18 protein-coding genes and 1 tRNA gene are annotated in these 20533 nt (G+C 72.6%); 11 read left to right on the forward strand and 8 right to left on the reverse strand.

Annotated features, from left to right (window positions below):
• Window positions 1–65 precede the first annotated feature (65 nt).
• Complete coding sequence (locus ACGH2B_RS02870) at window positions 66–575, reverse strand: ATP-binding protein (RefSeq protein WP_399083534.1); 510 nt, start codon at window positions 573–575, stop codon at window positions 66–68.
• 197 nt (window positions 576–772) lie between these two features.
• Between ACGH2B_RS02870 and ACGH2B_RS02875 the strand changes: the two genes are divergently transcribed.
• Window positions 773–1015 carry a DUF397 domain-containing protein gene (locus ACGH2B_RS02875; RefSeq protein WP_399083537.1) on the forward strand — a complete coding sequence of 81 codons (243 nt, stop codon included), beginning with the start codon at window positions 773–775 and terminating at the stop codon, window positions 1013–1015.
• Window positions 1016–1105: 90 nt separating this feature from the next.
• Window positions 1106–2014, forward strand: a complete 909-nt coding sequence (locus ACGH2B_RS02880; protein ID WP_399083540.1) for a helix-turn-helix domain-containing protein — start codon at window positions 1106–1108, stop codon at window positions 2012–2014.
• Between the two features lie 68 nt (window positions 2015–2082).
• Here the strand turns inward: ACGH2B_RS02880 and ACGH2B_RS02885 are convergent, their stop codons facing one another.
• Together ACGH2B_RS02885 and ACGH2B_RS02890 are read right to left on the reverse strand one after the other, a co-directional pair.
• Window positions 2083–2898, reverse strand: coding sequence for an SAM-dependent methyltransferase (locus tag ACGH2B_RS02885; protein ID WP_399083543.1), 816 nt, complete (start codon window positions 2896–2898; stop codon window positions 2083–2085).
• 512 nt (window positions 2899–3410) lie between these two features.
• Window positions 3411–3872: an SCP2 sterol-binding domain-containing protein gene (locus ACGH2B_RS02890; protein ID WP_399083546.1), complete on the reverse strand. Its 462-nt coding sequence runs from the start codon at window positions 3870–3872 to the stop codon at window positions 3411–3413.
• Window positions 3873–4047: 175 nt separating this feature from the next.
• On the opposite strand from ACGH2B_RS02890, the gene ACGH2B_RS02895 reads away from it, so the two are divergent.
• Window positions 4048–4929, forward strand: coding sequence for a class I SAM-dependent methyltransferase (locus ACGH2B_RS02895; protein ID WP_399083549.1), 882 nt, complete (start codon window positions 4048–4050; stop codon window positions 4927–4929).
• Between the two features lie 60 nt (window positions 4930–4989).
• Here ACGH2B_RS02895 and ACGH2B_RS02900 read toward each other — a convergent pair whose 3' ends face one another.
• Entirely contained in the window at window positions 4990–5484 is a 495-nt protein-coding gene (locus tag ACGH2B_RS02900) for a DUF6314 family protein (protein WP_399083552.1), read from the reverse strand.
• Window positions 5485–5856: 372 nt separating this feature from the next.
• Here ACGH2B_RS02900 and ACGH2B_RS02905 point away from each other — a divergent pair, with 372 nt between their 5' ends.
• The gene (locus ACGH2B_RS02905) at window positions 5857–7326 is read left to right on the forward strand and encodes an aldehyde dehydrogenase family protein (RefSeq protein ID WP_399083555.1); all 1470 of its coding nucleotides are present in this window, start codon (window positions 5857–5859) and stop codon (window positions 7324–7326) included.
• The gene (locus ACGH2B_RS02910; RefSeq protein WP_399096648.1) at window positions 7314–8858 is read left to right on the forward strand and encodes an APC family permease; all 1545 of its coding nucleotides are present in this window, start codon (window positions 7314–7316) and stop codon (window positions 8856–8858) included. Before ACGH2B_RS02905 ends, ACGH2B_RS02910 begins: the two co-directional genes overlap by 13 nt.
• 220 nt (window positions 8859–9078) lie before the next feature.
• Here ACGH2B_RS02910 and ACGH2B_RS02915 read toward each other — a convergent pair.
• Window positions 9079–9163 (reverse strand) — tRNA-Leu (locus tag ACGH2B_RS02915).
• A 396-nt stretch (window positions 9164–9559) separates the two neighbouring features.
• Here ACGH2B_RS02915 and ACGH2B_RS02920 point away from each other — a divergent pair.
• The 4 genes from ACGH2B_RS02920 to ACGH2B_RS02935 all read left to right on the forward strand — a co-directional run bounded on the left by ACGH2B_RS02920 (window position 9560) and on the right by ACGH2B_RS02935 (window position 16182).
• Window positions 9560–11242, forward strand: coding sequence for a thiamine pyrophosphate-binding protein (locus tag ACGH2B_RS02920; protein WP_399083558.1), 1683 nt, complete (start codon window positions 9560–9562; stop codon window positions 11240–11242).
• Window positions 11243–11254: 12 nt separating this feature from the next.
• The gene (frc, locus tag ACGH2B_RS02925; protein WP_399083561.1) at window positions 11255–12484 is read left to right on the forward strand and encodes a formyl-CoA transferase; all 1230 of its coding nucleotides are present in this window, start codon (window positions 11255–11257) and stop codon (window positions 12482–12484) included.
• Window positions 12484–14649, forward strand: a complete 2166-nt coding sequence (locus ACGH2B_RS02930; protein WP_399083564.1) for an acetate--CoA ligase family protein — start codon at window positions 12484–12486, stop codon at window positions 14647–14649. Before frc ends, ACGH2B_RS02930 begins: the two co-directional genes overlap by 1 nt.
• Before the next feature lie 75 nt (window positions 14650–14724).
• Complete coding sequence (locus ACGH2B_RS02935) at window positions 14725–16182, forward strand: OFA family MFS transporter (protein WP_399083567.1); 1458 nt, start codon at window positions 14725–14727, stop codon at window positions 16180–16182.
• Between the two features lie 57 nt (window positions 16183–16239).
• Here ACGH2B_RS02935 and ACGH2B_RS02940 read toward each other — a convergent pair whose 3' ends face one another.
• The gene (locus ACGH2B_RS02940; protein ID WP_399083570.1) at window positions 16240–16608 is read right to left on the reverse strand and encodes a chorismate mutase; all 369 of its coding nucleotides are present in this window, start codon (window positions 16606–16608) and stop codon (window positions 16240–16242) included.
• A 295-nt stretch (window positions 16609–16903) separates the two neighbouring features.
• Window positions 16904–17605 carry a GntR family transcriptional regulator gene (locus ACGH2B_RS02945; RefSeq protein WP_399083573.1) on the reverse strand — a complete coding sequence of 234 codons (702 nt, stop codon included), beginning with the start codon at window positions 17603–17605 and terminating at the stop codon, window positions 16904–16906.
• 208 nt (window positions 17606–17813) lie between these two features.
• Here ACGH2B_RS02945 and fdhD point away from each other — a divergent pair, with 208 nt between their 5' ends.
• On the forward strand, window positions 17814–18668 hold the full coding sequence (fdhD, locus tag ACGH2B_RS02950) for a formate dehydrogenase accessory sulfurtransferase FdhD (RefSeq protein WP_399083576.1): 855 nt from the start codon (window positions 17814–17816) through the stop codon (window positions 18666–18668).
• Window positions 18669–18700: 32 nt separating this feature from the next.
• On the opposite strand, the gene ACGH2B_RS02955 is transcribed toward fdhD, so the two are convergent.
• Window positions 18701–19174 carry a MarR family winged helix-turn-helix transcriptional regulator gene (locus ACGH2B_RS02955; protein ID WP_399083579.1) on the reverse strand — a complete coding sequence of 158 codons (474 nt, stop codon included), beginning with the start codon at window positions 19172–19174 and terminating at the stop codon, window positions 18701–18703.
• Between the two features lie 147 nt (window positions 19175–19321).
• On the opposite strand from ACGH2B_RS02955, the gene ACGH2B_RS02960 reads away from it, so the two are divergent.
• Window positions 19322–20278 carry a zinc-binding alcohol dehydrogenase family protein gene (locus tag ACGH2B_RS02960; protein WP_399083582.1) on the forward strand — a complete coding sequence of 319 codons (957 nt, stop codon included), beginning with the start codon at window positions 19322–19324 and terminating at the stop codon, window positions 20276–20278.
• Window positions 20279–20533: the final 255 nt, after the last annotated feature.

Consider the following 20533-nt stretch of genomic DNA (forward strand, 5'->3'; position numbering starts at 1 on the left):
GGTGACGGCCCGCCCGGGCATCGCCGTGTCCGGGCCGCCGTACCGCGCCGGTCGCCCGCGCGGGGTCAGTCGCGGGGCGAGAGGGTGGCCCAGACGGTCTTGCCGGAACGGTCCGGCAGGGTCCATCCCCAGTCGTCACTGAGCTGTTCGACGATGCGCAGGCCCCGGCCGGACTCGGCGAGCGGGTCGGGGGCGCCGAGTTGCGGGGTGCTCGCGCCGCCGTCGGAGACCGCGCACATGACACCGCCGTCGCGCCGGGTCAGGGCGAGCCAGGCGGGCGTGACGACGGGGCCCGCCACACGGCCGTCCGCCACCTCGTAGGTGTCGCGGACGCCGTAGCGCAGGGCGTTGCTGACGAGTTCGGAGACGATCAGGGTGGCGTCATCGGCGAGGGCCGCGCATATCCGCCAGCCCCGGAGGGTGGAGAGGGTGAAGCGCCGGGCGTCGGCGACGGTGCGGGCGGAGGCGCTCAGCGCGCAGGCGGCGAAGGAATCGGGCCCGGGCACCCACCAGCCGTCGTCGCGCGGCTCCTTGCGCGGTGTTGCGTACACGGTCTCTGCCGGATGTGTCGTCATCACGTCTCCGCGAAGGGGCGCTTCTGGTCTGGGCTGTCGTGCTCGGGACAGCTAATATCCTCGTCAGCCGCCCCCCGCTGCAAGTGCATCTGCAATTACATCGGTAAGGACGGCCGCACAGGGGCTTGTTCACGCCACCGTGGACGACGGGCCCGGGAACGGTAGGAGGCCATGCCTCCAGCAAGGGAGCGACAGTGATGGAGACGGTGCCCAACGGCATCCAGTCGACCCGTATCGAGCAGGCGCAGTGGCGCAAGAGCCGCCGCAGCAACCCGAGCGGCAACTGCGTTGAGCTGGCGGTCCTTTCGGACGGCGGGGTCGCGGTGCGCAACTCCCGGCACGTCACCGGGCCGGCCCTGGTCTACACCCGCGACGAGATCGCGGCGTTCGTCCAGGGCGCCAAGGACGGCGACTTCGACGATCTGATCGGCCGCGACTGACGCATATGTCAGCCGGATAATCGGTTCGCTGTACGTATCCTTACCGCGATGGGACACTGAGCGCTCGCCCAACCACCCACGGGAGTCAGCATGACCGCCGCGCAGCCGAGCCGCGAACCCTCACTGCGCCATTACCTCGACAACCCGCGCGGCGGGCCGACGGTGCTGCGCATCGTCCTCGGCACCCAGCTTCGACGGCTGCGGGAGGCCGCCGGTGTCTCCCGGGAGGCGGCGGGAGACGCGATCCGCGGCTCCCACGCCAAGATCAGCCGCCTGGAGCTGGGCCGGGTGAGCTGCAAGGAACGCGACATCTCCGATCTGCTGACGCTCTACGGCGTCACCGCCGAGTCGGAGCGCGCCGACTTCCTCGCGCTCGCCCGCCGCACCAGCACCCCGGGCTGGTGGCACCAGTACAGCGATGTGCTGCCGAGCTGGTTCGAGACCCACATCGGTCTCGAAGAGGCGGCGTCGGTGATCCGTACGTACGAGGTGCAGTTCGTCCCGGGCCTGCTGCAGACCCCGGAGTACGCCCGTGCGGTGGCCCGGCTCGGCCATCCGCGGGCGTCCGCCGAGGACATCGAGCGGCGGGTGGCGCTGCGCGTGCAGCGTCAGAAGCTGCTGACGGCGCCGCACGCGCCCCGGCTGTGGGCGGTGATAGACGAGGCGTCCCTGCGGCGTCCGCTGGGCAGCGCCGAGGTGATGGCCGAGCAGTTGCGGCATCTGCTGGAGATGTCGAAGCTGCCCAACGTCACGTTGCAGATCGCGCCGTTCGCCCTCGGCGGGCTCGCGGCGGCCGGCGGGCCGATCACGATCCTGCGGTTCCTGGAGCCGGATCTGCCGGACATCGTCTATCTGGAGCAACTGACCAGCTCGCTCTACCTGGACAAGCGCGACGACGTGGACCACTACCTCGCCGTGATGGACCGGCTGAGCGCCCAGGCCGAATCGCCGCGCGGTTCGCTGGCGCTCCTCGAAGGGCTGCTGCGCGAGCTGGGCTGAGCCGCCGGCGGTACGACGACATGAGGGAGGCGGGGCCGCCGGGCCCCGCCTCCCTCATGTGCGGTGGGTCAGTTCTTCCGCGCCACGCCGCCGTACTCGATCCACTCCAAGGTCGCCTGCTTCGGGCCCATGGTGCCGTCCGGCTTCCAGGTGGAGACCTCGACGAGCCCGGGCTCCAGGACCTCCAACCCGTCGAGGAACGCCGCCACCTCGCTCGCCCGGCGCACCCGGCCCCAGTTCCCCTGGGTGGAGACCCGCATGAACTCCGTGACGAAGTCCCGGGTGGCCTTGTCCTCGCTGACCAGGTGGCAGACCACCAGGAAGCTGCCGGGGCAGAGGCGTTCGGCGACCCGGGTTATGAGCGCCTTGGGGTCGTCCTCGTCCGGGATGCAGTGCAGGACGGAGACGAAGAGCGCGGCGACGGGCTGTTCGAAGTCGATGAGCCGCTCGACCTCGGGGCTCCCCAGGATGCCGTCGGTGTCACGCATGTCCGCCTGGATCACGGCGGTGCGTTCGTCCTCCTCCAGCAGCGCCCGGCCGTGCGCGAGGACGATCGGGTCGTTGTCGACGTAGACGACGCAGGACTCCGGGTCGATGGCCTGGGCGACCTGGTGGACGTTGTCCTGCGTCGGCAGGCCGGAGCCGTGGTCGATGAACTGGCGGATGCCGTGTTCCTGGGCGAGCCAGCGCACCGCCCGCTGGAGGAAGCGGCGGTTGTTGATGGCCAGCGCCTTGGTGCTGGGCGCGACCTTGTCCAGCTCGTCGCACGCCTCGCGGTCCACGGCGTAGTTGTCCTTGCCGCCGAGGTAGTGGTCGTACATCCGGGCCACGCTCGGGATGCTGACATCGACGACAGTGGACAGCGGCTGGGGCTCTTGGCTCATGACTAACGTTCCCGTCGTTCGGCACCACCGGCATTCGTCCCGCGGCCGCCGCGCGAACGGACGGCCGGGCCGGGCTCGTCCCCAACATACCTACGGACGTGCGGTTGTTGCAGTTGGGAGGTGGTATTGATCTCCCAGGAAGACTGCGGGGAGCGCCAGTTGACGGGCCGTCGGGACACGGCGGGCACCCGTGAGGTCCGGACGGCGCGCGAGCGGTCCGTCCGGGCGGAACCCGCGGCTGAGCGTGGCCGGGAATGGTCCCCCCGTTCGGGGGCGGGCCGCCGCCACGCCACTCAGGGGCGGCGGCCCGATCCCTGTCCCGGCGTCACCCGTGCCGGGCGCGCCCCGTGGTGCGGACCGGCCCCGTGGGGCAACACCTGGTCCGCACCGGCTCCCGGCGGCGCCCGGTCACCCGAAGACCGGCCGCCCCGCGAGGGAGCGCGTGCCGGGCGCCTACCACGTCCGGCGCGTCCTACACCTGCCGCGTCCGGGCGGCCGGCGACCGGGGCGGGTCAGGCCGCGGGGATGTCGAAGTAGCGGTGCATCCCGGCGGCCAGGGCGAGATCGCCGCTGGCCGCGATCTTGCGGGTGAGGAACATCGTCACCGGATTGCCGTTGCCGGAGACCAGCTTGAGGAAGGCGGCGTCGCCCATCACCAGGGTCAGCCGGGCGTCGGCGGCCGAGCGGCCCTCGGTGACCGTGCAGCGTCCGTCGCCGATGACGGTCTCGTAGACCGCCTCGGACTCACCGGTGATCCGCCACCGGATCAGGGCCCGCAGTTCCCCGGCGGCCGCGGGGCGGAACTGCTCCCCCATCCGCCCGAAGATCTCGCCCAGCACCCGGGCGCGCAGCTCCCCCGTGGCGATCTCGGTGATCTGGCGGGCGCTGAGCCCTTTGACGATCCCGGCGAACTCCTCGGGCGTGACACCCGCGAAGTCCAGCTCCGCCAACCGGCCCCGGACGTCCTCGACCACGGAAAACTCCCTACCAATCGGTAAAATCCACCGATACGCGAGATTACGGTGCCAGGAGCGCGGCAGGCAAGAACGTCCCTGGTCACAGCGGGTGGCGCCGCGCCTGGTCATGGAACCCGCCGTCGCCTCGCCGCCTTCTGTCATCCCACCCGCCGCACCGGGTAGGCAGTTCCCCATGACCACACAGATGCGCGAACCGGAGCAGGGCGGAACACCCCCGCAGGACGGGCCCACCGTCGCGGACATGGTGAAGGCCAACGAGGCCAACTGGGACGCCCGCACCCCCGTCCACGTCGCCAGCGACTTCTACGGGCTGGACGGCTCCCGGACCGCCGAGGACTGGTTCGCCCCCTTCGAGTGGCAGGACCTGGGCGACCTGCGGGGCCGCGACCTCCTCCACCTCCAGTGCCACCTCGGTACCGAAACCGCCGCCTTCGCCGACCGCGGCGCCCGCGCCACCGGCCTCGACTTCTCCGCCGCCGCCCTGACCGAGGCGCGCCGGCTCGCCGCCGAGAGCGGACGGGACCTCACCTTCGTCCGGTCCGACGTCCACCGCGCGCCCGAAGCGCTCGGCGACCGCCGCTTCGACGTGATCTACACCGGCAAGGGCGCCCTGTGCTACCTCCCCGACCTCACCGTCTGGGCCGAGATCATCGCCTCGCTGCTGCGCCCCGGCGGCATGCTCTACCTCGTCGAGTTCCATCCGCTGCTCGACGCGCTCGGCCCCACCCCGGACCCCGGCAACCAGGAGCTGCTGCTGCGCCACGACTACCTCGCCGGCCGCGGCCCGCTGCGCAGCGACAGCCCGCACACGTACACCGACGGCCCGCCGCTCGCCGATGAGGGCGCGACGAGCTACGAATGGCGGCACGGCCTCGGCGAGGTCGTCTCGGCGGTGTCCGGGGCCGGGCTCCGCGTCGATGTGCTGCGGGAGACGGAGCAGGTCCCCTGGAAACGGTTCGACACGATGGTGCCCGGCGACAACGGCTGGTGGCGGCTGCCGCCTTCGGAACCGATCGTCCCGATGCTCTACGCGCTGCGCGCCACGAAGGGCTGAGGCCGCGTGCCGGGCGCGCGCGGACGGGGCGCGTACCGGGCGTGTGGTGCCGCGTCCGGTCTACCGGCGGCGGTAGACCGAACGCAGCACCGCCTCCTTGGCCGGGCCGTCGATCCGCCACTCCAGTTGCCAGACGTCCGGTCCGGTCACGGTGAACGTCCCGGCGTAGCGGTCGGCGGCGCACGGATGGACGGTGTGCCAGTGTCCGGTCCGCAGGTCGAGGTCGTGGAAGGGCCGGCCGTCGGCGAACTCCACCTCGGCCGTGCCGTCGGGCCGGGGCCGCAGCCACAGCGTCCGCCCGGCCGGATGGACCGCGTCCGCCCAGGTCAGCTCGCCCTCCTCGACGTGCAGCAGCGCGCCGTCCGCGCCCTCGGGCCGGAACTCCGCGATGCCCCGGAAGCTGCCCTCGGCCCCGGCGCGTACGTCGAGGACACGGCGCTCGATGCTCCAGCGGCCGGTGAGGTAGGCCACGACATCGGGGACCGGGCGGCAGGCGGAGGCGGCGCGGGGCAGGGCGGGCGAGGGCTGCGGCCGGTTGCCGGGAGCGGTGGGCATGAACCGATTCTCCCCCGCCCGCCGCATGTCCGTCCCGTACGGGCCGCCGGGTGGCTCCCTTACGGGGCGGGCGGCGCGGCGGGCCCGGGCAACGGGGGGCGGGCGGGGCGGCGTGGGCCCCGGGTGCCCGGCGTGCCCCGGGGCGGGCCGGTCGGGCGGCCCGGTTCCCTTACGGGTGGCCGTCGCGACGCTCAGGGGAAAGTCGGGGTGCCGCGCCGTGCGGAGCGGCACCGCCGCGCCTACGCTCGGTACCGAGATCATCACCCGGGTGCGGACCGCCGGGCCGCGGTGGGCGGCGGGCGCACCCCGGCGGCAGGCGGTGCCCCGCCCGCCGCCGGCCTGGCGCGACAACCGGAGACCGGAGGCATCCCCATGCCGGACCTGTTCATCGGCGGCCGCTGGAGAGCAGCGGCCGACGGCCGGCGGCGCGAGATCCGCTGCCCGGCGGACGGCACCCTGGTCGCGACCGTCGACGAAGGCGGCCCCAAGGACGCGGCCGCCGCCGTCGGCGCCGCCCGTACCGCGTTCGACGACGGCCCCTGGCCGGGTACGCCCGCCGCCGAGCGCGGCGCGCTGCTGCTGCGCGTCGCCGATCTGCTGGTGCGCGACACGGAGGCGCTGGCCCGCGCCGAATCGCTGGACACCGGCAAGCGGCTGGTGGAGAGCGTCTACGACATGGGCGACATCGCCAACTGCTTCCGCTACTTCGGCAACCTCACGGCGTCGGGCGGCACCGACCGGGTGGTGGACACCGGTCAGCCGGAGATCGAGAGCACCGTCCGCCATGAGCCGGTCGGTGTCTGCGCGCTGATCACCCCGTGGAACTACCCGCTGCTCCAGACGGCGTGGAAGGTCGCCCCCGCGCTGGGCGCCGGGAACACCTTCGTCCTCAAGCCCAGCGAGCTGACGCCGCACACCGCGGTCCATCTGATGCGGCTGCTGGCCGAGGCGGGGCTGCCGGACGGCGCGGCCAACCTCGTCCTGGGCACCGGCCCGCTCGCCGGCGCCCCGCTGACCGAGGACCCCCGGGTGGACCTCGTGTCCTTCACCGGCGGCCTGGTCACCGGGCGCCGGATCATGGCCGCGGCCGCCCCCACCGTCAAGAAGATCGCCCTGGAGCTGGGCGGCAAGAACCCCAACATCGTCTTCGCCGACGCCGAGTTCGACACCGCGGTGGACCACGCGCTGACCGCGGTCTTCCTCCACTCCGGTCAGGTCTGCTCGGCGGGCGCCCGGCTGCTCGTGGAGAACAGCCTGCACGACCGGTTCGTCGACGAGCTGGTGGTCCGCGCCCGGCGGATCCCGCTCGGCGGCCCCTTCGACGAGCACGCCCGCACCGGCCCGCTGATCTCCGCGGCCCACCGCGACAAGGTCGCGGCGTACGTCGCCACGGGGCTCTCCGAGGGCGCCGTCCTGCGCTGCGGCGGCGAGCCACCGCAGGACCCGGCGCTGCGCGACGGCTTCTACTACCTGCCGACGGTGCTGGACGAATGCACCCCCGACATGTCGGTGATCCACGACGAGTCCTTCGGGCCGGTGCTGACCGTCGAGCGGTTCCGTGACGAGGACGAGGCGGTCCGGCTCGCCAACGACACGGTGTACGGCCTGGCCGGCGCGGTCTGGACGCAGGACGCCGGGAAGGCCCACCGTGTGGCGGGCCGCCTGCGGGCCGGCACGGTCTGGATCAACGACTTCCATCCGTACGTCCCGCAGGCCGAGTGGGGTGGCATGAAGCAGTCCGGTGTCGGACGGGAGCTGGGGCCCGCGGGCCTCGCGGAGTATCAGGAGGCCAAGCACGTGTGGCGGAACACCGCGCCCCGGCCGCAGAGGTGGTTCGAGTGAGCGAGGCGGGCTCGCCGCGCCCCGGCACACGGGACGACGGCACGCATGACGACGATTCACTGGCCGAGTTCGGGTACAAACCGGAGCTGAAGCGGACCCTCGGCAACTTCCACACCTTCGCCGCCGGTATCAGCTACATCTCCATCCTCACCGGCACCTTCCAGCTTTTCTACTTCGGTGTCAGCCACGGCGGGCCGGCGTACTGGTGGTCGTGGCCGATGGTGTTCTGCGGGCAGCTCATGGTCGCCCTGTGCTTCTGCGAGCTGGCCGCCCGCTATCCGGTGGCCGGATCGATCTACAACTGGGCGAAGCAGCTCGGCGGTCCGCACGCCGGCTGGCTCGGCGGCTGGATGATGCTCACCGCCACCATGGTGTCGCTGGCCGCGGTGGCGCTGGCGTACCAGGTGACGCTGCCGCAGATCTCCTCGTGGTTCCAGTTCATCGGTGACGGCAGCGGCAAGACCGACGCCGCCGCCAACGCCGTGCTGCTGGGCAGCGTCCTCATCCTCTTCACCACGCTGGTGAACGCCTTCGGCGTCAAGCTGATGGCGCGCATCAACTCCGCCGGTGTCGCCATCGAACTGATCGCCGCGATCGTGCTGATCGTCCTGCTCGCCGCGCACATCACCCGCGGCCCGGCCGCGGTGACCAACACCTTCGGCAGAGGCGCCGGGGAGAACCTCGGCTACTTCGGCGCCTTCCTGACCGCGTCGCTCGCCTCCGCCTACGTCATGTACGGCTTCGACACCGCGTCCTCGCTGGGCGAGGAGTCCAAGGACCCCGGCCGTAACGCGCCCCGGGCCATCCTCCGGGCCCTGACCGCCTCGTTCCTCATCGGCGGACTGATCCTCCTCTTCGCCCTGCTCGCGGTGCCCGATCTGCACGCCAAGGAGCTGTCCGTGGACGGGCTCCAGTACGTGGTGCTCTCCACACTGGGCTCGACGATGGGTCAGATCGTGCTGTGGTGCGTGGTCATCGCGATCACCGTCTGCGAACTGGCGGTGCACACCGCGGGCATCCGCCTCGCCTTCGCCATGGCCCGCGACAACAATCTCCCCGCCGCGTCCCTGCTGGCGAAGGTCAGCCCGCGGTTCCAGACCCCGGTGCTGCCCGCGATCGTGATCGGTCTGGTGGGCGTCGCGATCCTGCTGATCAACGTCAACCAACCGCAGATCTTCTCGGTGATCACCAGCATCGCGATCATCATGATCTACCTGGCGTATCTGATGGTGACGGTCCCGATGCTGATCCAGCGCCTCCGCGGCCGCTGGACCCCGGCCGAGGGCAAGTTCTCCCTGGGCCGCTTCGGCCTCCCGGTCAACATCCTCGCCGTCCTCTGGGGCCTGGCCATGTCCGTGAACCTCGCCTGGCCCCGCGCCGCCGTCTACAACGCGACGGGCCCGCAGCACTGGTACCTCCGCTGGGGCGCATTCCTCTTCATCGGCATCGTCGCCGGCGGCGGCTTCCTCTACTACTGGCTCGTCCAACGCAAACGCACGGGGGTGCTGGAGGGGCACGCGGCGGGGTCGTGAAGCTCCTGGCCGTGCCTGCGGTACAGGGGGTTCGGGCCGCGTCAGAAAGTGCTTCGGCCGGATCTGCGGGTCAGTGATCACGTCCTGATGCAGTGGTAAATCCGCGGCACACGCGGCGGGCTTCCCACAAGGGCGCGTCCGCCTGCAGCCCCGTAGACCACCACCTGCGGATTTTTCGCCACGCAAAAGGCCCCAGCCAGAAGACTGGGGCCTTTCTCTGTGTCCGAGGGGGGACTTGAACCCCCACGCCCGATAAAGGGCACTAGCACCTCAAGCTAGCGCGTCTGCCATTCCGCCACCCGGACAAGGTGTGGTCTTCGCGGGGTGTTCCCCGCGGCGACATGGACAACAATACCAAGGTTTCGGAGCGCCTTTCACCTGCGTATCCGCTGGATAGATCTACGCAGAGTGGTACGTAAGGGACGAAGGGTTCGCCGTGGGGTGGCGACCTCGTGCGCATCAGGCGTCACAGGCGCCTCCGGCGCCGGACTCCCGTCGCTCGCCCGATCCGGTCGCGCCTTTCCCTGGCGGCGACCCGGGCATGACCAATCCTTGGCGCGATCGCGGCTCATTGACCCCTGGACAGCGGACGGGCGATGCGGGATAACGGGTTCATACAGTATTCGTCGACTGTATGCAATCTACGTCCGACCACGTCGCGGGCCGTCTGCGGGCGGCCCCACGAAAGGGAGCGATGCCCCATGCCCGAGGACGCGCGGGAACTCATCTCCGGCGGGCACCTGGTCGCGAAGGCGCTCAAGGCGGAAGGGGTGGACGTCGTCTACACCCTCTGCGGCGGGCACATCATCGATATCTACGACGGCTGCGTCGATGAGGGCATCGACGTCATCGACGTACGCCATGAGCAGGTCGCCGCGCACGCCGCCGACGGGTACGCGCGGATCACCGGGAAGCCCGGGTGTGCGGTGGTCACCGCCGGGCCCGGGACCACGGACGCCGTCACCGGGGTCGCCAACGCCTTCCGGGCGGAGTCACCGATGCTGCTGATCGGCGGGCAGGGAGCGAGCACCCAGCACAAGATGGGGTCGCTCCAGGACCTGCCGCACGTCGACATGATGGCGCCGATCACCAAGTTCGCGGCGACCGTGCCGGACACCGCGCGCGCCGCCGACATGGTCTCGATGGCGTTCCGCGAGTGCTACCACGGCGCCCCCGGGCCGTCGTTCCTGGAGATACCGCGGGACGTGCTCGACGCCAAGGTGCCCCGGGAGCGGGCGCGGGTGCCGCGGGCCGGACGGTACCGGGCCTCGACGCGGTCGCCGGGCGATCCGGACGACGTGCAGAAGCTCGCCGATCTGCTGGCGCGGGCCGAGCGGCCGGCGATTTTGCTGGGCAGCCAGGTCTGGACGACGCGGGCCACCGACGCGGCCGTCTCGCTGGTGCGGGCGCTGAACGTCCCCGCGTACATGAACGGCGCCGGGCGCGGGACGCTGCCGCCCGGGGATCCGCACCACTTCCAGCTCTCGCGGCGGCACGCCTTCTCGCGGGCCGATGTGATCGTGATCGTCGGGACGCCGTTCGACTTCCGCATGGGGTACGGCAAGCGGCTGTCGCCGGACGCCACCGTCGTACAGATCGATCTGGACTACCGGACCGTCGGCAAGAACCGCGATGTGGATCTGGGGATCGTGGGCGATGCGGGGCTGGTGCTCGGCGCTGTCGCCGAGGCCGCGTCCGGGCTGTCGGCGGGCGGCTCCGTCCGGCGCAAGGAGTGGCTGGAGGAGCTGCGGGCCGTGGAGCGGGCGGCGCTGGAGAAGCGGTTGCCGCTGCTGCGCTCCAACGCGCACCCGATCCATCCGTACCGGCTGGTCAGCGAGATCAACGACTTTCTGACCGAGGACTCCGTCTACATCGGGGACGGCGGCGACATCGTCACCTTCTCCGGGCAGGTGGTGCAGCCGAAGGCGCCGGGGCACTGGATGGATCCGGGGCCGCTGGGGACGCTCGGGGTCGGGGTGCCGTTCGTGATGGCGGCGAAGCAGGCCCGGCCGGAGAAGGAGGTCGTGGCGCTCTTCGGGGACGGCGCGTTCTCGCTGACCGGGTGGGACTTCGAGACGCTGGTCCGCTTCGACCTGCCGTTCGTCGGCATCGTCGGCAACAACTCCTCGATGAACCAGATCCGTTACGGGCAGCGCGCCAAGTACGGCGACGCGCGCGAGCGGGTCGGCAACACCCTCGGTGACGTGCCGTACGACCAGTTCGCGCGGATGCTCGGCGGTTACGGCGAGGAGGTGCGCGATCCGGCGCAGATCCGGCCGGCGCTCCAGCGGGCGCGGGAGAGCGGCAAGCCGTCGCTGATCAATGTGTGGGTGGATCCGGACGCCTACGCCCCCGGAACGATGAACCAGACGATGTACAAGTGAGGTGAACCCGTCGTGACCAAGGCACTTGAGGGCGTCCGCGTCCTCGACATGACGCATGTGCAGTCCGGGCCCTCCGCCACGCAGTTGCTGGCCTGGCTCGGTGCGGACGTGGTCAAGCTGGAGGCAACTACCGGGGACATCACGCGGCGGCAGCTACGCGATGTGCCGGACGCCGACTCCCTGTACTTCACGATGCTCAACTGCAACAAGCGGAGCATCACCCTCAACACCAAGAGCCCACGCGGCAAGGAGCTGCTCACCCGGCTCATCGCCCGCAGCGACGTCCTGGTGGAGAACTTCGGCCCCGGCGCCGTCGACCGGATGGGCTTCCCCTGGGAGCGCGTGCAGGAGATCAACCCGCGGCTGATCTACGCCTCCATCAAGGGCTTCGGCGACGGCCCGTACACCGCGTACAAGGCGTACGAGGTGGTGGCGCAGGCGATGGGCGGGGCGATGGCGACGACCGGGTTCGAGGACGGGCCGCCGCTGGCGACCGGTGCGCAGATCGGTGACTCCGGGACCGGTGTGCACTGCGTCGCGGGCATCCTCGCCGCGCTCTACCAGCGCGAACGCACCGGGCGCGGGCAGCGGGTGAACGTCGCGATGCAGCACGCGGTGCTGAACCTGTGCCGGGTCAAGCTCCGCGATCAGCAGCGGCTGGCGCACGGCGCGCTGGCCGAGTACCCGAACGAGAACTTCGGCGACACCGTGCCGCGCAGCGGGAACGCCAGCGGCGGCGGGCAGCCCGGCTGGGCGGTGCGGTGCGCGCCCGGCGGGCCCAACGACTACGTGTACGTGATCGTGCAGCCGGTCGGCTGGCGGCCGCTGACCGAGCTGATCGGCCGCCCGGAGCTGGCGGACGACCCGGAGTGGGCGACGCCCGAGGCGCGGCTGCCGAAGCTGGCGAAGATGTTCCAGTTGATCGAGGAGTGGAGCGCCACGCTGCCCAAGTGGGAGGTGCTGGAGCGGCTCAACGCCCACAACGTCCCGTGCGGTCCGGTGCTCTCGCCGAAGGAGCTGATCGAGGACGCGTCGCTGGTCGCCGACGGGATGGTGGTGCGCGTCGACCACCCCGAGCGCGGCACGTTCACCACCGTCGGCTCACCGCTGAAGCTGTCCGACTCCCCCGTCGAGGTCGACCGCTCGCCGCTGCTGGGCGAGCACAACCAGGAGGTGTACGGCGGCGAGTTGGGGCTCGCCGACGAGGAACTGCGGCTGCTCAAGGCGAACGGAGTGATCTGATGGCGGAGCGCGAGGAGTCCACGGGCCGGGCGGAGACGGTGCGGGCGGAGACGGTGCGGGCGGTGCTGGCGGCGGCGCGGGCCGAGGGGCGTACGGCGCTGACCGCGCCCGAGGGCCGGCGGGTGGCCGGGGCGTACGGCATCGCGACCCCGGCGGAGGGGCTGGCGGAGACCGCGGACGACGCGGTGGCGCTGGCGGACCGGATCGGGTTCCCGGTGGCGTTGAAGATCGTCTCGCCGGACATCGTGCACAAGACGGAGGCGGGCGGGGTGCGGACCGCGCTGGCCTCCGCCGCCGAGGTGCGCGCCGCCTTCTGCGACATCGTCCGCGGCGCGCGGGCGTACTCCCCCGGGGCGCGGATCGACGGGGTGCTGGTCCAGGAGATGGTCACCGGCGGTCAGGAGGTGATCGTCGGGGCGGTGACGGATCCGACGTTCGGGAAGGTGGTGGCGTTCGGGCTCGGCGGGGTGCTGGTGGAGGCGCTGGGCGATGTCACGTTCCGGCTGGCGCCCGCGGACCGGCCCGACGCCGCGTCGATGCTGGACTCGATCCGGGCGGCGAAGGTGCTGCGCGGGGTGCGGGGCGCACCGCCGGTGGACCGCGCGGCGCTGACCGACCTGATCGTGCGGACGTCCGAACTGGCCGCGGATTTCCCGGAGATCGCGGAGATCGACCTCAACCCGGTGTTCGCGGCGGCGGACGAGGTGTGCGCCGCCGACGTGCGGATCCTGCTGGCGCAGAGCCCGCCGGTGGAGCGGCCGCGGCGTTCGCGGGAGGAGATCCTGACCGCGATGGAGCGGCTGATGCGGCCGCGGTCGGTGGCGGTCATCGGGGCGTCCGCGGCGCCCGGCAAGATCGGGAACTCGGTGCTGCGCAACCTCATCGACGGCGGCTTCCCCGGCGAGATCCACCCGGTGCACCCGAAGGCCGACGACATCCTGGGCCGCAAGGCGTACCGCTCGGTGCGGGACGTGCCCGGTGAGGTGGATGTGGCGGTGTTCGCGATACCGGCGCCGCTGGTGCCCGCGGCGCTGGAGGAGGCGGGCCGCAAGGGCATCCCGAACGCCGTCCTGATCCCCTCCGGCTTCGCCGAGACCGGCGAACACGCCCTCCAGGAACGGCTGGTCGCGATCGGCGAGGAGTACAACATCCGGCTGCTGGGGCCGAACATCTACGGCTACTACTCCACCTGGCAGGACCTCTGCGCCACCTTCTGCACGCCGTACGACGTACGCGGCGGGACGGCGCTGACCTCGCAGTCCGGCGGGATCGGGATGGCGATCCTCGGCTTCGCGCGGGCCACCGGGACGGGCGTGTCGGCCATCGTCGGCCTCGGCAACAAGGCGGACGTCGACGAGGACGATCTGCTCACCTACTTCGCCGAGGACGAGCGCACCGACTGTGTGGCGATGCATCTGGAGGATCTGAAGGACGGCCGGGCGTTCGTGGCGGCGGCGCGGGCGACGGTGCCGCACAAACCGGTGGTGGTGCTGAAGGCGGGGCGGACCGGCGCGGGCGCGCGGGCCGCCGGTTCCCACACCGGGGCGCTGGCCGGGGACGACGCGGTGTACGACGACATCCTGCGGCAGGCGGGCGTCATCCGGGCTCCGGGGCTGGCGGAGATGCTGGAGTACGCACGGGCGCTGCCGGTGCTGCCCGCGCCCGCCGGGGACAACGTCGTGGTGATCACCGGTGCGGGCGGTTCCGGGGTGCTGCTGTCGGACGCGATCGTCGACAACGGGCTGCGGCTGATGGACATCCCCGCCGATCTCGACGCGGCGTTCCGGCGGTTCATCCCGCCGTTCGGGGCGGCCGGGAACCCGGTGGACATCACGGGCGGGGAGCCGCCGTCGACGTACGAGGCGACGATCCGGCTGGGCCTGGAGGATCCCCGTATCCATGCGCTGGTGCTGGGCTACTGGCACACCCTCGTCACCCCGCCGATGGTCTTCGCGGAGCTGACGGCGCGGCTGGTCGCGGAGTTCCGGGCGCGCGGGATCGAGAAGCCGGTGGTGGCGTCGCTGGCCGGGGACACCGAGGTCGAGGAGGCGTGCGCGTACCTCTTCGAGCGGGGCGTGGTGGCGTACCCGTACACGACGGAGAAGCCGGTGGCGGTGCTCGGGGCGAAGTACCGCTGGGCGCGGGCGGCGGGGAAGCTCCCGTGAACGCGGCCACGGGGGCGGGCGGAGCACGGACAGGGGGGAGCTGACGGCAGCCATGCGACGGGCAGGGGACGGACGATGAGCACGGAGACGGAACAGGACAACACCGACGGCGGCAACGGGGACGACAGGGGCGGGACCGGCCGGCGGATCCGGTACCGCGACGTCACGGACGGCGAGGGGCGCGTCTACCGGATCGGCGAGAGCGACCGGGAACTGCTGGGCCACTCGCGCAAACTGATGGTGTATCTGCCGTGGGTCGCGATGATGGCGATCAGCGTGTCGGAGTACGCCTACGGCTCCGCCGAGGACACGCTCTCGCGGGCGCACGGCTGGTCGCAGAGCGACACCTTCTGGATTCTGAGCGTCTGGGTGTTCTTCCAGGCGGGCATCGCCTTCCCGGCGGGGTGGTTACGGGAGCGGGGGCTGCTCACCGCGCGGTGGGCGATGTATCTCGGCTCGGCGCTGTGTCTGGTGGGTTTCTCGGCGCTGGCGCATCTGGACAGCGTGGCGCTGGCGCTCTGCGGTTTCGGGGTGGTCGGCGGGCTGGGCTCCGGGCTGATCTACGCGACCTGCATCAACATGGTCGGCAAGTGGTTCCCGGAGCGGCGGGGCGCGAAGACCGGCTTCGTCAACGGCGGCTTCGCCTACGGCGCGCTGCCGTTCATCTTCCTCTTCAACTACGCCTTCGACACCTCCGACTACGCCGAGGTGCTGGACCTCATCGGGGTGTACGTGCTGGTCGTGGTGGCGGCCTGTGCGTGGTTCTTCCGGGATCCGCCGCCGAACTGGTGGCCGGCCCACATCGCGCCGCCGACCGGGGCGCCGGAGGGCGCGGCGCCGGTGGCCGCCGACCGGCGGAGCGCGGCGAGTCTGGCGAAGAACCCGCCCGCGGTACGGCAGTTCACGCCGAAGGAGGCCCTGGCGAGCGGGATGCTGCCGCTGATGTGGCTGGCGGTCGTGCTGACCGCCGGGGTGTCGATCTTCGGGATCTCGTTCCAGGTGGACTACGCACGCGAGGTCGGCTTCGGGCCGCTGGTGGCGGCGTCGTCGATGGGCGTGATGTCCGTCGTCAACGGCGTCGGGCGGGCCGTCGTGGGGTGGCTGTCGGACCTGTGGGGCCGCAAGACGACCCTGGTCGTCGTCATCGTCGTCCTCGGGCTGGCGCAGTTCGGGGTGATCTGGGCGGGGCACGTCCACAGCCAGTGGCTGTTCCTCTTCTTCGCCTTCCTCTCCGGCTTCGGCGGTGGCGCGTTCTACCCGCTGTTCGCGACGCTGACCCCGGACTACTTCGGGGAGAACTACAACGCCACCAACTACGGCCTGGTCTACAGCGGCAAGCTGATCAGCGGACTGTTCGGCGGCGGGCTCGGCTCGATGGTGGTGGGCGCCTGGGGGTACGACGGCGCCTACGCGCTGGCCGGCGGGGTCTCGCTGCTGGCGGCCGGGTGCACGCTGCTGCTGCGGCAGCCGGGCCGGGCGCGCCCGCGGGCGGCGGTGGCCGGTGACCGGGCGGTCAGCCGCGAGCTGATCTGAGACGCACCCGGCGTACGGGAGGGGGCGGGCGGTGCCGAGGGGCGCCGCCCGCCCCGGTCAGCCGTCGGTGGGGGTGGCCGGTGCCTCGTGGGTCGCCTCGGCGATGGCGCGGTGGTGGCGGACCACCTCGCTGATGATGAAGTTGAGGAACTTCTCGGCGAACGCCGGGTCGAGGCGGGCGTCGGTGGCGAGCCGGCGCAGCCGCTCGATCTGGGCGGCCTCGCGGGTCGGGTCGGCGGGCGGCAGGCTGTGCCGGGCCTTCAACTCGCCGACCTGCTGGGTGCACTTGAACCGCTCGGCGAGCAGATGCACCAGCGCGGCGTCGAGGTTGTCGATGCTGCTGCGCAGGTGGAGCAGCCGTTCCCGGGCCGCCCGGTCGGAGACGGCCGCCGCCTCGCCGGTCTCGGGTGCGCTCTCCTCGCTCATACGTCTCTCGCCATTCGTCATCGGTGGTGCGTGATCGGATGCAGATTACCGGTCCGCCGCACCCACCGGTCGGGGCGTCTCGGGGAGCGGAACGGCCGGGGTGACGTGGGACGACGCCCCGGAACGGCGGGGTGCGGGGGCTTCGGGCGACGAGGGCCGGGCGCCCGGGAGGCAGACGGCCGGAGCGGGGCCGGGAGGCGGCCGGAACGGGCCGGGCGCCTGGGGCCCGGAGCGAGCCGGCGTCCCAGGTCCGGGAGGGCGCCCGGAGCGGGCCGGGGCCCGGGCCCGCCGCCGGTCAGCCGCGCCGTTCGTCCGGCCCGCTCTCCCGTTCCCGCTCGTGGTACGTCCGGCGGGTGTGTTCGGTGTGGGCGCGCATCACGGCGGTGGCGCGGGCCTCGTCGCGGTCGGCGATGGCGGCGATCAGCTCGCGGTGCTCGATCCAGGACTGCGCGCCGCGCTGCCGGGCCACCGGGGTGTAGTACCAGCGCACCCGGCGGCCGACCTGCTCGGCCAGCTCGGCCAGGACGGTGTTGCCGGCCAGCTCCATCACCTTGGCGTGGAAGGCGGCGTTGGCCGCGACCGCGCCGTCCACGTCATCCTCGCGCACCGCACGCTCACCGGTGACGCACAGCTCCTCCAGCGCGGTGATGCCGGGCGATCCGGTGTGCGCGGCGGCCAGCCGGGCGGCCTCGGCCTCCAGCAGCGTACGGACCGTCAGCAGTTGGTCGGCCTCCTCCTCGGTCGGCTCGTGGACGAACGCGCCCTGGGCGGGCCGCAGATCGACCCAGCCGTCGGTGTTCAGCCGCTGCAACGCCTCCCGGACCGGCTGCCGGGAGACGCCGAGGTGCCCGGCGAGTTCGCTCTCCACCAGGTGGGCCCCGGGGCGCAGGGCGCGGGTGGTGATGAGTTCGAGCAGCGTCTCGTAGACCCGCTCGCGCAGCGGGCCGGGCCGTTCGAGCTTCGGGACGGCTCCGTGCGGCAGTCCGCTGGACAGCATCGGTCCCCCTTGGTGTGGTGGCCGGGCGCGCCTTCCGGGAGGCGCCTGACGGCCTATTGGCTATCGTCTACAGTTTACCGAGTACGTTGCACGGTTGTACCCGTCCCGCCGCACCGGCAACCGGCGGCCGCCGTCACCCCGGGAGCGCTCCCCGGGCGCGGGGCACGGGACGTACGGCCGGGTCACAGCGCGACGGGTGGAGGCAGACATGGGACGGGTCACCGAACGGCGCCGCGTCATCCGCGTGCGGGAGGGATCCGCCGGCGCCCGGCCGGACACCCTGGTCGTCGAGGAGCCGCTGGAGATCCGGCTGAACGGCAAACCGCTGGCGGTCACCATGCGCACCCCGGGCGACGACTTCGCGCTCGCGGCCGGTTTCCTGGTCAGCGAGGGTGTCCTGGCCTCCGCCGCGGAGCTGGCGAACATCGTCTACTGCGCGGGCGCCACCGACGACGGCGCGAACACCTACAACGTCGTCGACGTCCGCCTCGCGCCCGGCGTCCCGGTGCCGGACATCTCCCTGGAGCGGAACGTCTACACCTCGTCGTCGTGCGGACTGTGCGGCAAGGCGAGCCTGGAGGCGGTGCGGACCACCGCGCGCTGGGCGCCGGGCAGCCTCCCGGGCCCCGGGGTCCGCCTCACCCCTCAGACGCTGAGCACCTTCCCCGACCGGCTGCGCGCCGCCCAGCGGGTCTTCGACCGGACGGGCGGACTGCACGCGGCGGCGCTGTTCCGCCCGGACGGCGAACTGCTGGACGTACGCGAGGACGTCGGGCGGCACAACGCGGTGGACAAGGTCGTCGGGCGGGCGCTCCAGGAGGACCGGCTGCCGCTGTCGTCGTGCGTGCTGATGGTCTCCGGACGGGCCTCCTTCGAGCTGGCGCAGAAGGCGGTGATGGCCGGGATTCCCGTGCTCGCCGCCGTCTCCGCGCCGTCGTCCCTCGCCGTCGACCTCGCCGCCGAGACGGACCTGACGCTGGTCGGCTTCCTCCGCGGCAGCTCGATGAACGTCTACGCGGGCGCCCACCGGCTCGGTCTCGACGAGGCGGTCGCCGGGAGCTGAGGCGGGGCGGGTCCGCCCGGCCGGGCGGGCCGTCAGCCGCCGTCCTTCCCTTCCGCGGCGGCGTCGTCGGCCGGGCGGACGATCCGGGTGAGCAGGCCGATCAACTGCTCGCGTTCGGCCGGGGTCAGGGCGGCGGTCAGCTCGGCGTTGGCCCGGTCGCCGAGCCGCTGGGTGCGGCGCAGCCGCCGCAGCCCCTCCTCGGAGACCTCGACGGCGTTCTTCCGCCGGTCGCGGGGGTCGGGCGTGCGGGTGACCAGCCCGTCGCGTTGCAGGTCGCCGACGGCCGTGACCATGTCCTTCGGGTCGATGCCCAGGGTGCGCCCCAGCTCCGCCTGGGAGACCGGGCCCAGTTCGGCGACGGCACAGAGCACGGCGTGGTGCATCATCCGCATGCCCTCGGCGGCGAGCGCCTCGGCGACCAGCCGGTGGCCCCGGGCGGCGGCCCGGCCCAGCAGCCAGCTCGGCAGCGCGCGGATGCGACGGGGGGCGTACGGGGTGTCGGCCATGCCTCCACCGTAGCGCCGTCCCCTGGGCTCCCCGGCAGAAAACCGTGGGCCTTCCCAACGAAAAACCGTTGGTGTTCCCCATGATTGCGCATACCGTTGGGCCGCCCAACGTTCCGTAGCCCTTCCGCTCCTCCCGGAGGTATCCGTATGCGCCGCGTCCGCTTCCACTCCCACGGTGACCCCGAGGTCCTGCGCGTCGAGGAGGCCGAGGCCCCGGTGCCGGGCCCCGGCGACCTGCTGGTCCGGCCGGAGGCGATCGGCGTGACCCTGCCCATGGTGCGCCGGGTGCGCGGTGGCGGGCCGCTGCCCGGACTGCCCGGCGACGAGCTGGCCGGGGAGGTCGTCGCGCTCGGCCCGGGAACCACCGGCTTCGCGGTCGGCGACCGTATCGCCGCCCTCGGCCACCCCGGCGCGTACGCCGAACTCGCCCTCGCCCCGGCCCGGATGGCGTCCCGCATCCCCGACGGGGTGGGCGCCGCACAGGCCGTCGCGCTGGTCCGGGGCGGGCATGTGGCGCTGGCCGCGCTCGACACCGCGGCGCTCCGGGACGGCGAGTCGGTGCTGATCACCGCCGCGGCGGGCGCCACCGGCCACCTCGCCGTCCAACTCGCCGCACTCCAGGGCGCCTCCCGCGTGGTCGCCGCCGTCTCCACTCCGGAGAAGGCGGCGTTCGCCCGGGCGCTCGGCGCCGACGAGGCCGTCACCTACGACCAGGAGTCCTGGGGCGCGCCGGTCGATGTCGTCCTGGACGGCGCCGGTGGCGACCTGCTGCCGCGCGCGCTCGGCGCACTGGCCCCGGGCGGACGCCTGATCCAGTTCAGCTCCGGCGGCGGCACCCTCCTCGCGCATGACCTGCTGGCCGGGGCGAAGACCGTGACCGGGATGACGATGCGCCACTTCGCCACCACGCGGCCGGAGCGGTACGCGGAGCACCGCGCGCGGCTGTGGGAGCTGGCCGCGTCCGGACGCCTGCGGGCCACGATCCACGCCGAACTGCCGCTGAGCGACGCGGCGGCGGCCCACCGCCTGATCGAGGCACGCGCGAACCTGGGGAAGGTCGTGCTCCGGCCCGACGCGGCGTGGGGCTCCGAAGCGGCGGGGTGACGGGGTGGCGGCCGGGGGGCTGCCCGGGTGCCGGGACGCCGGGCTCGCCGGGGCGCGGCGAGCGGGCTCCGGGACGCGACCCCGGCGCCGGCCTCCGGCGCGGCGGAGTGACGGTCGGAGCAGGACGCCGGCCACGGCCCCGCCCCTGGCACAGTGGCCCCGTCCACCCCGTACGGCACGGCCCTCCCGAGCCGGACGGGTGAATTCGCCGGGGCCGCGAGGGAACGACCGCACCCTCCTTGTCGCTCCGTAGTG

Origin of the sequence: Streptomyces sp. BBFR2 (assembly GCF_044497305.1) — a bacterium.
Lineage (GTDB): Bacteria > Actinomycetota > Actinomycetes > Streptomycetales > Streptomycetaceae > Streptomyces.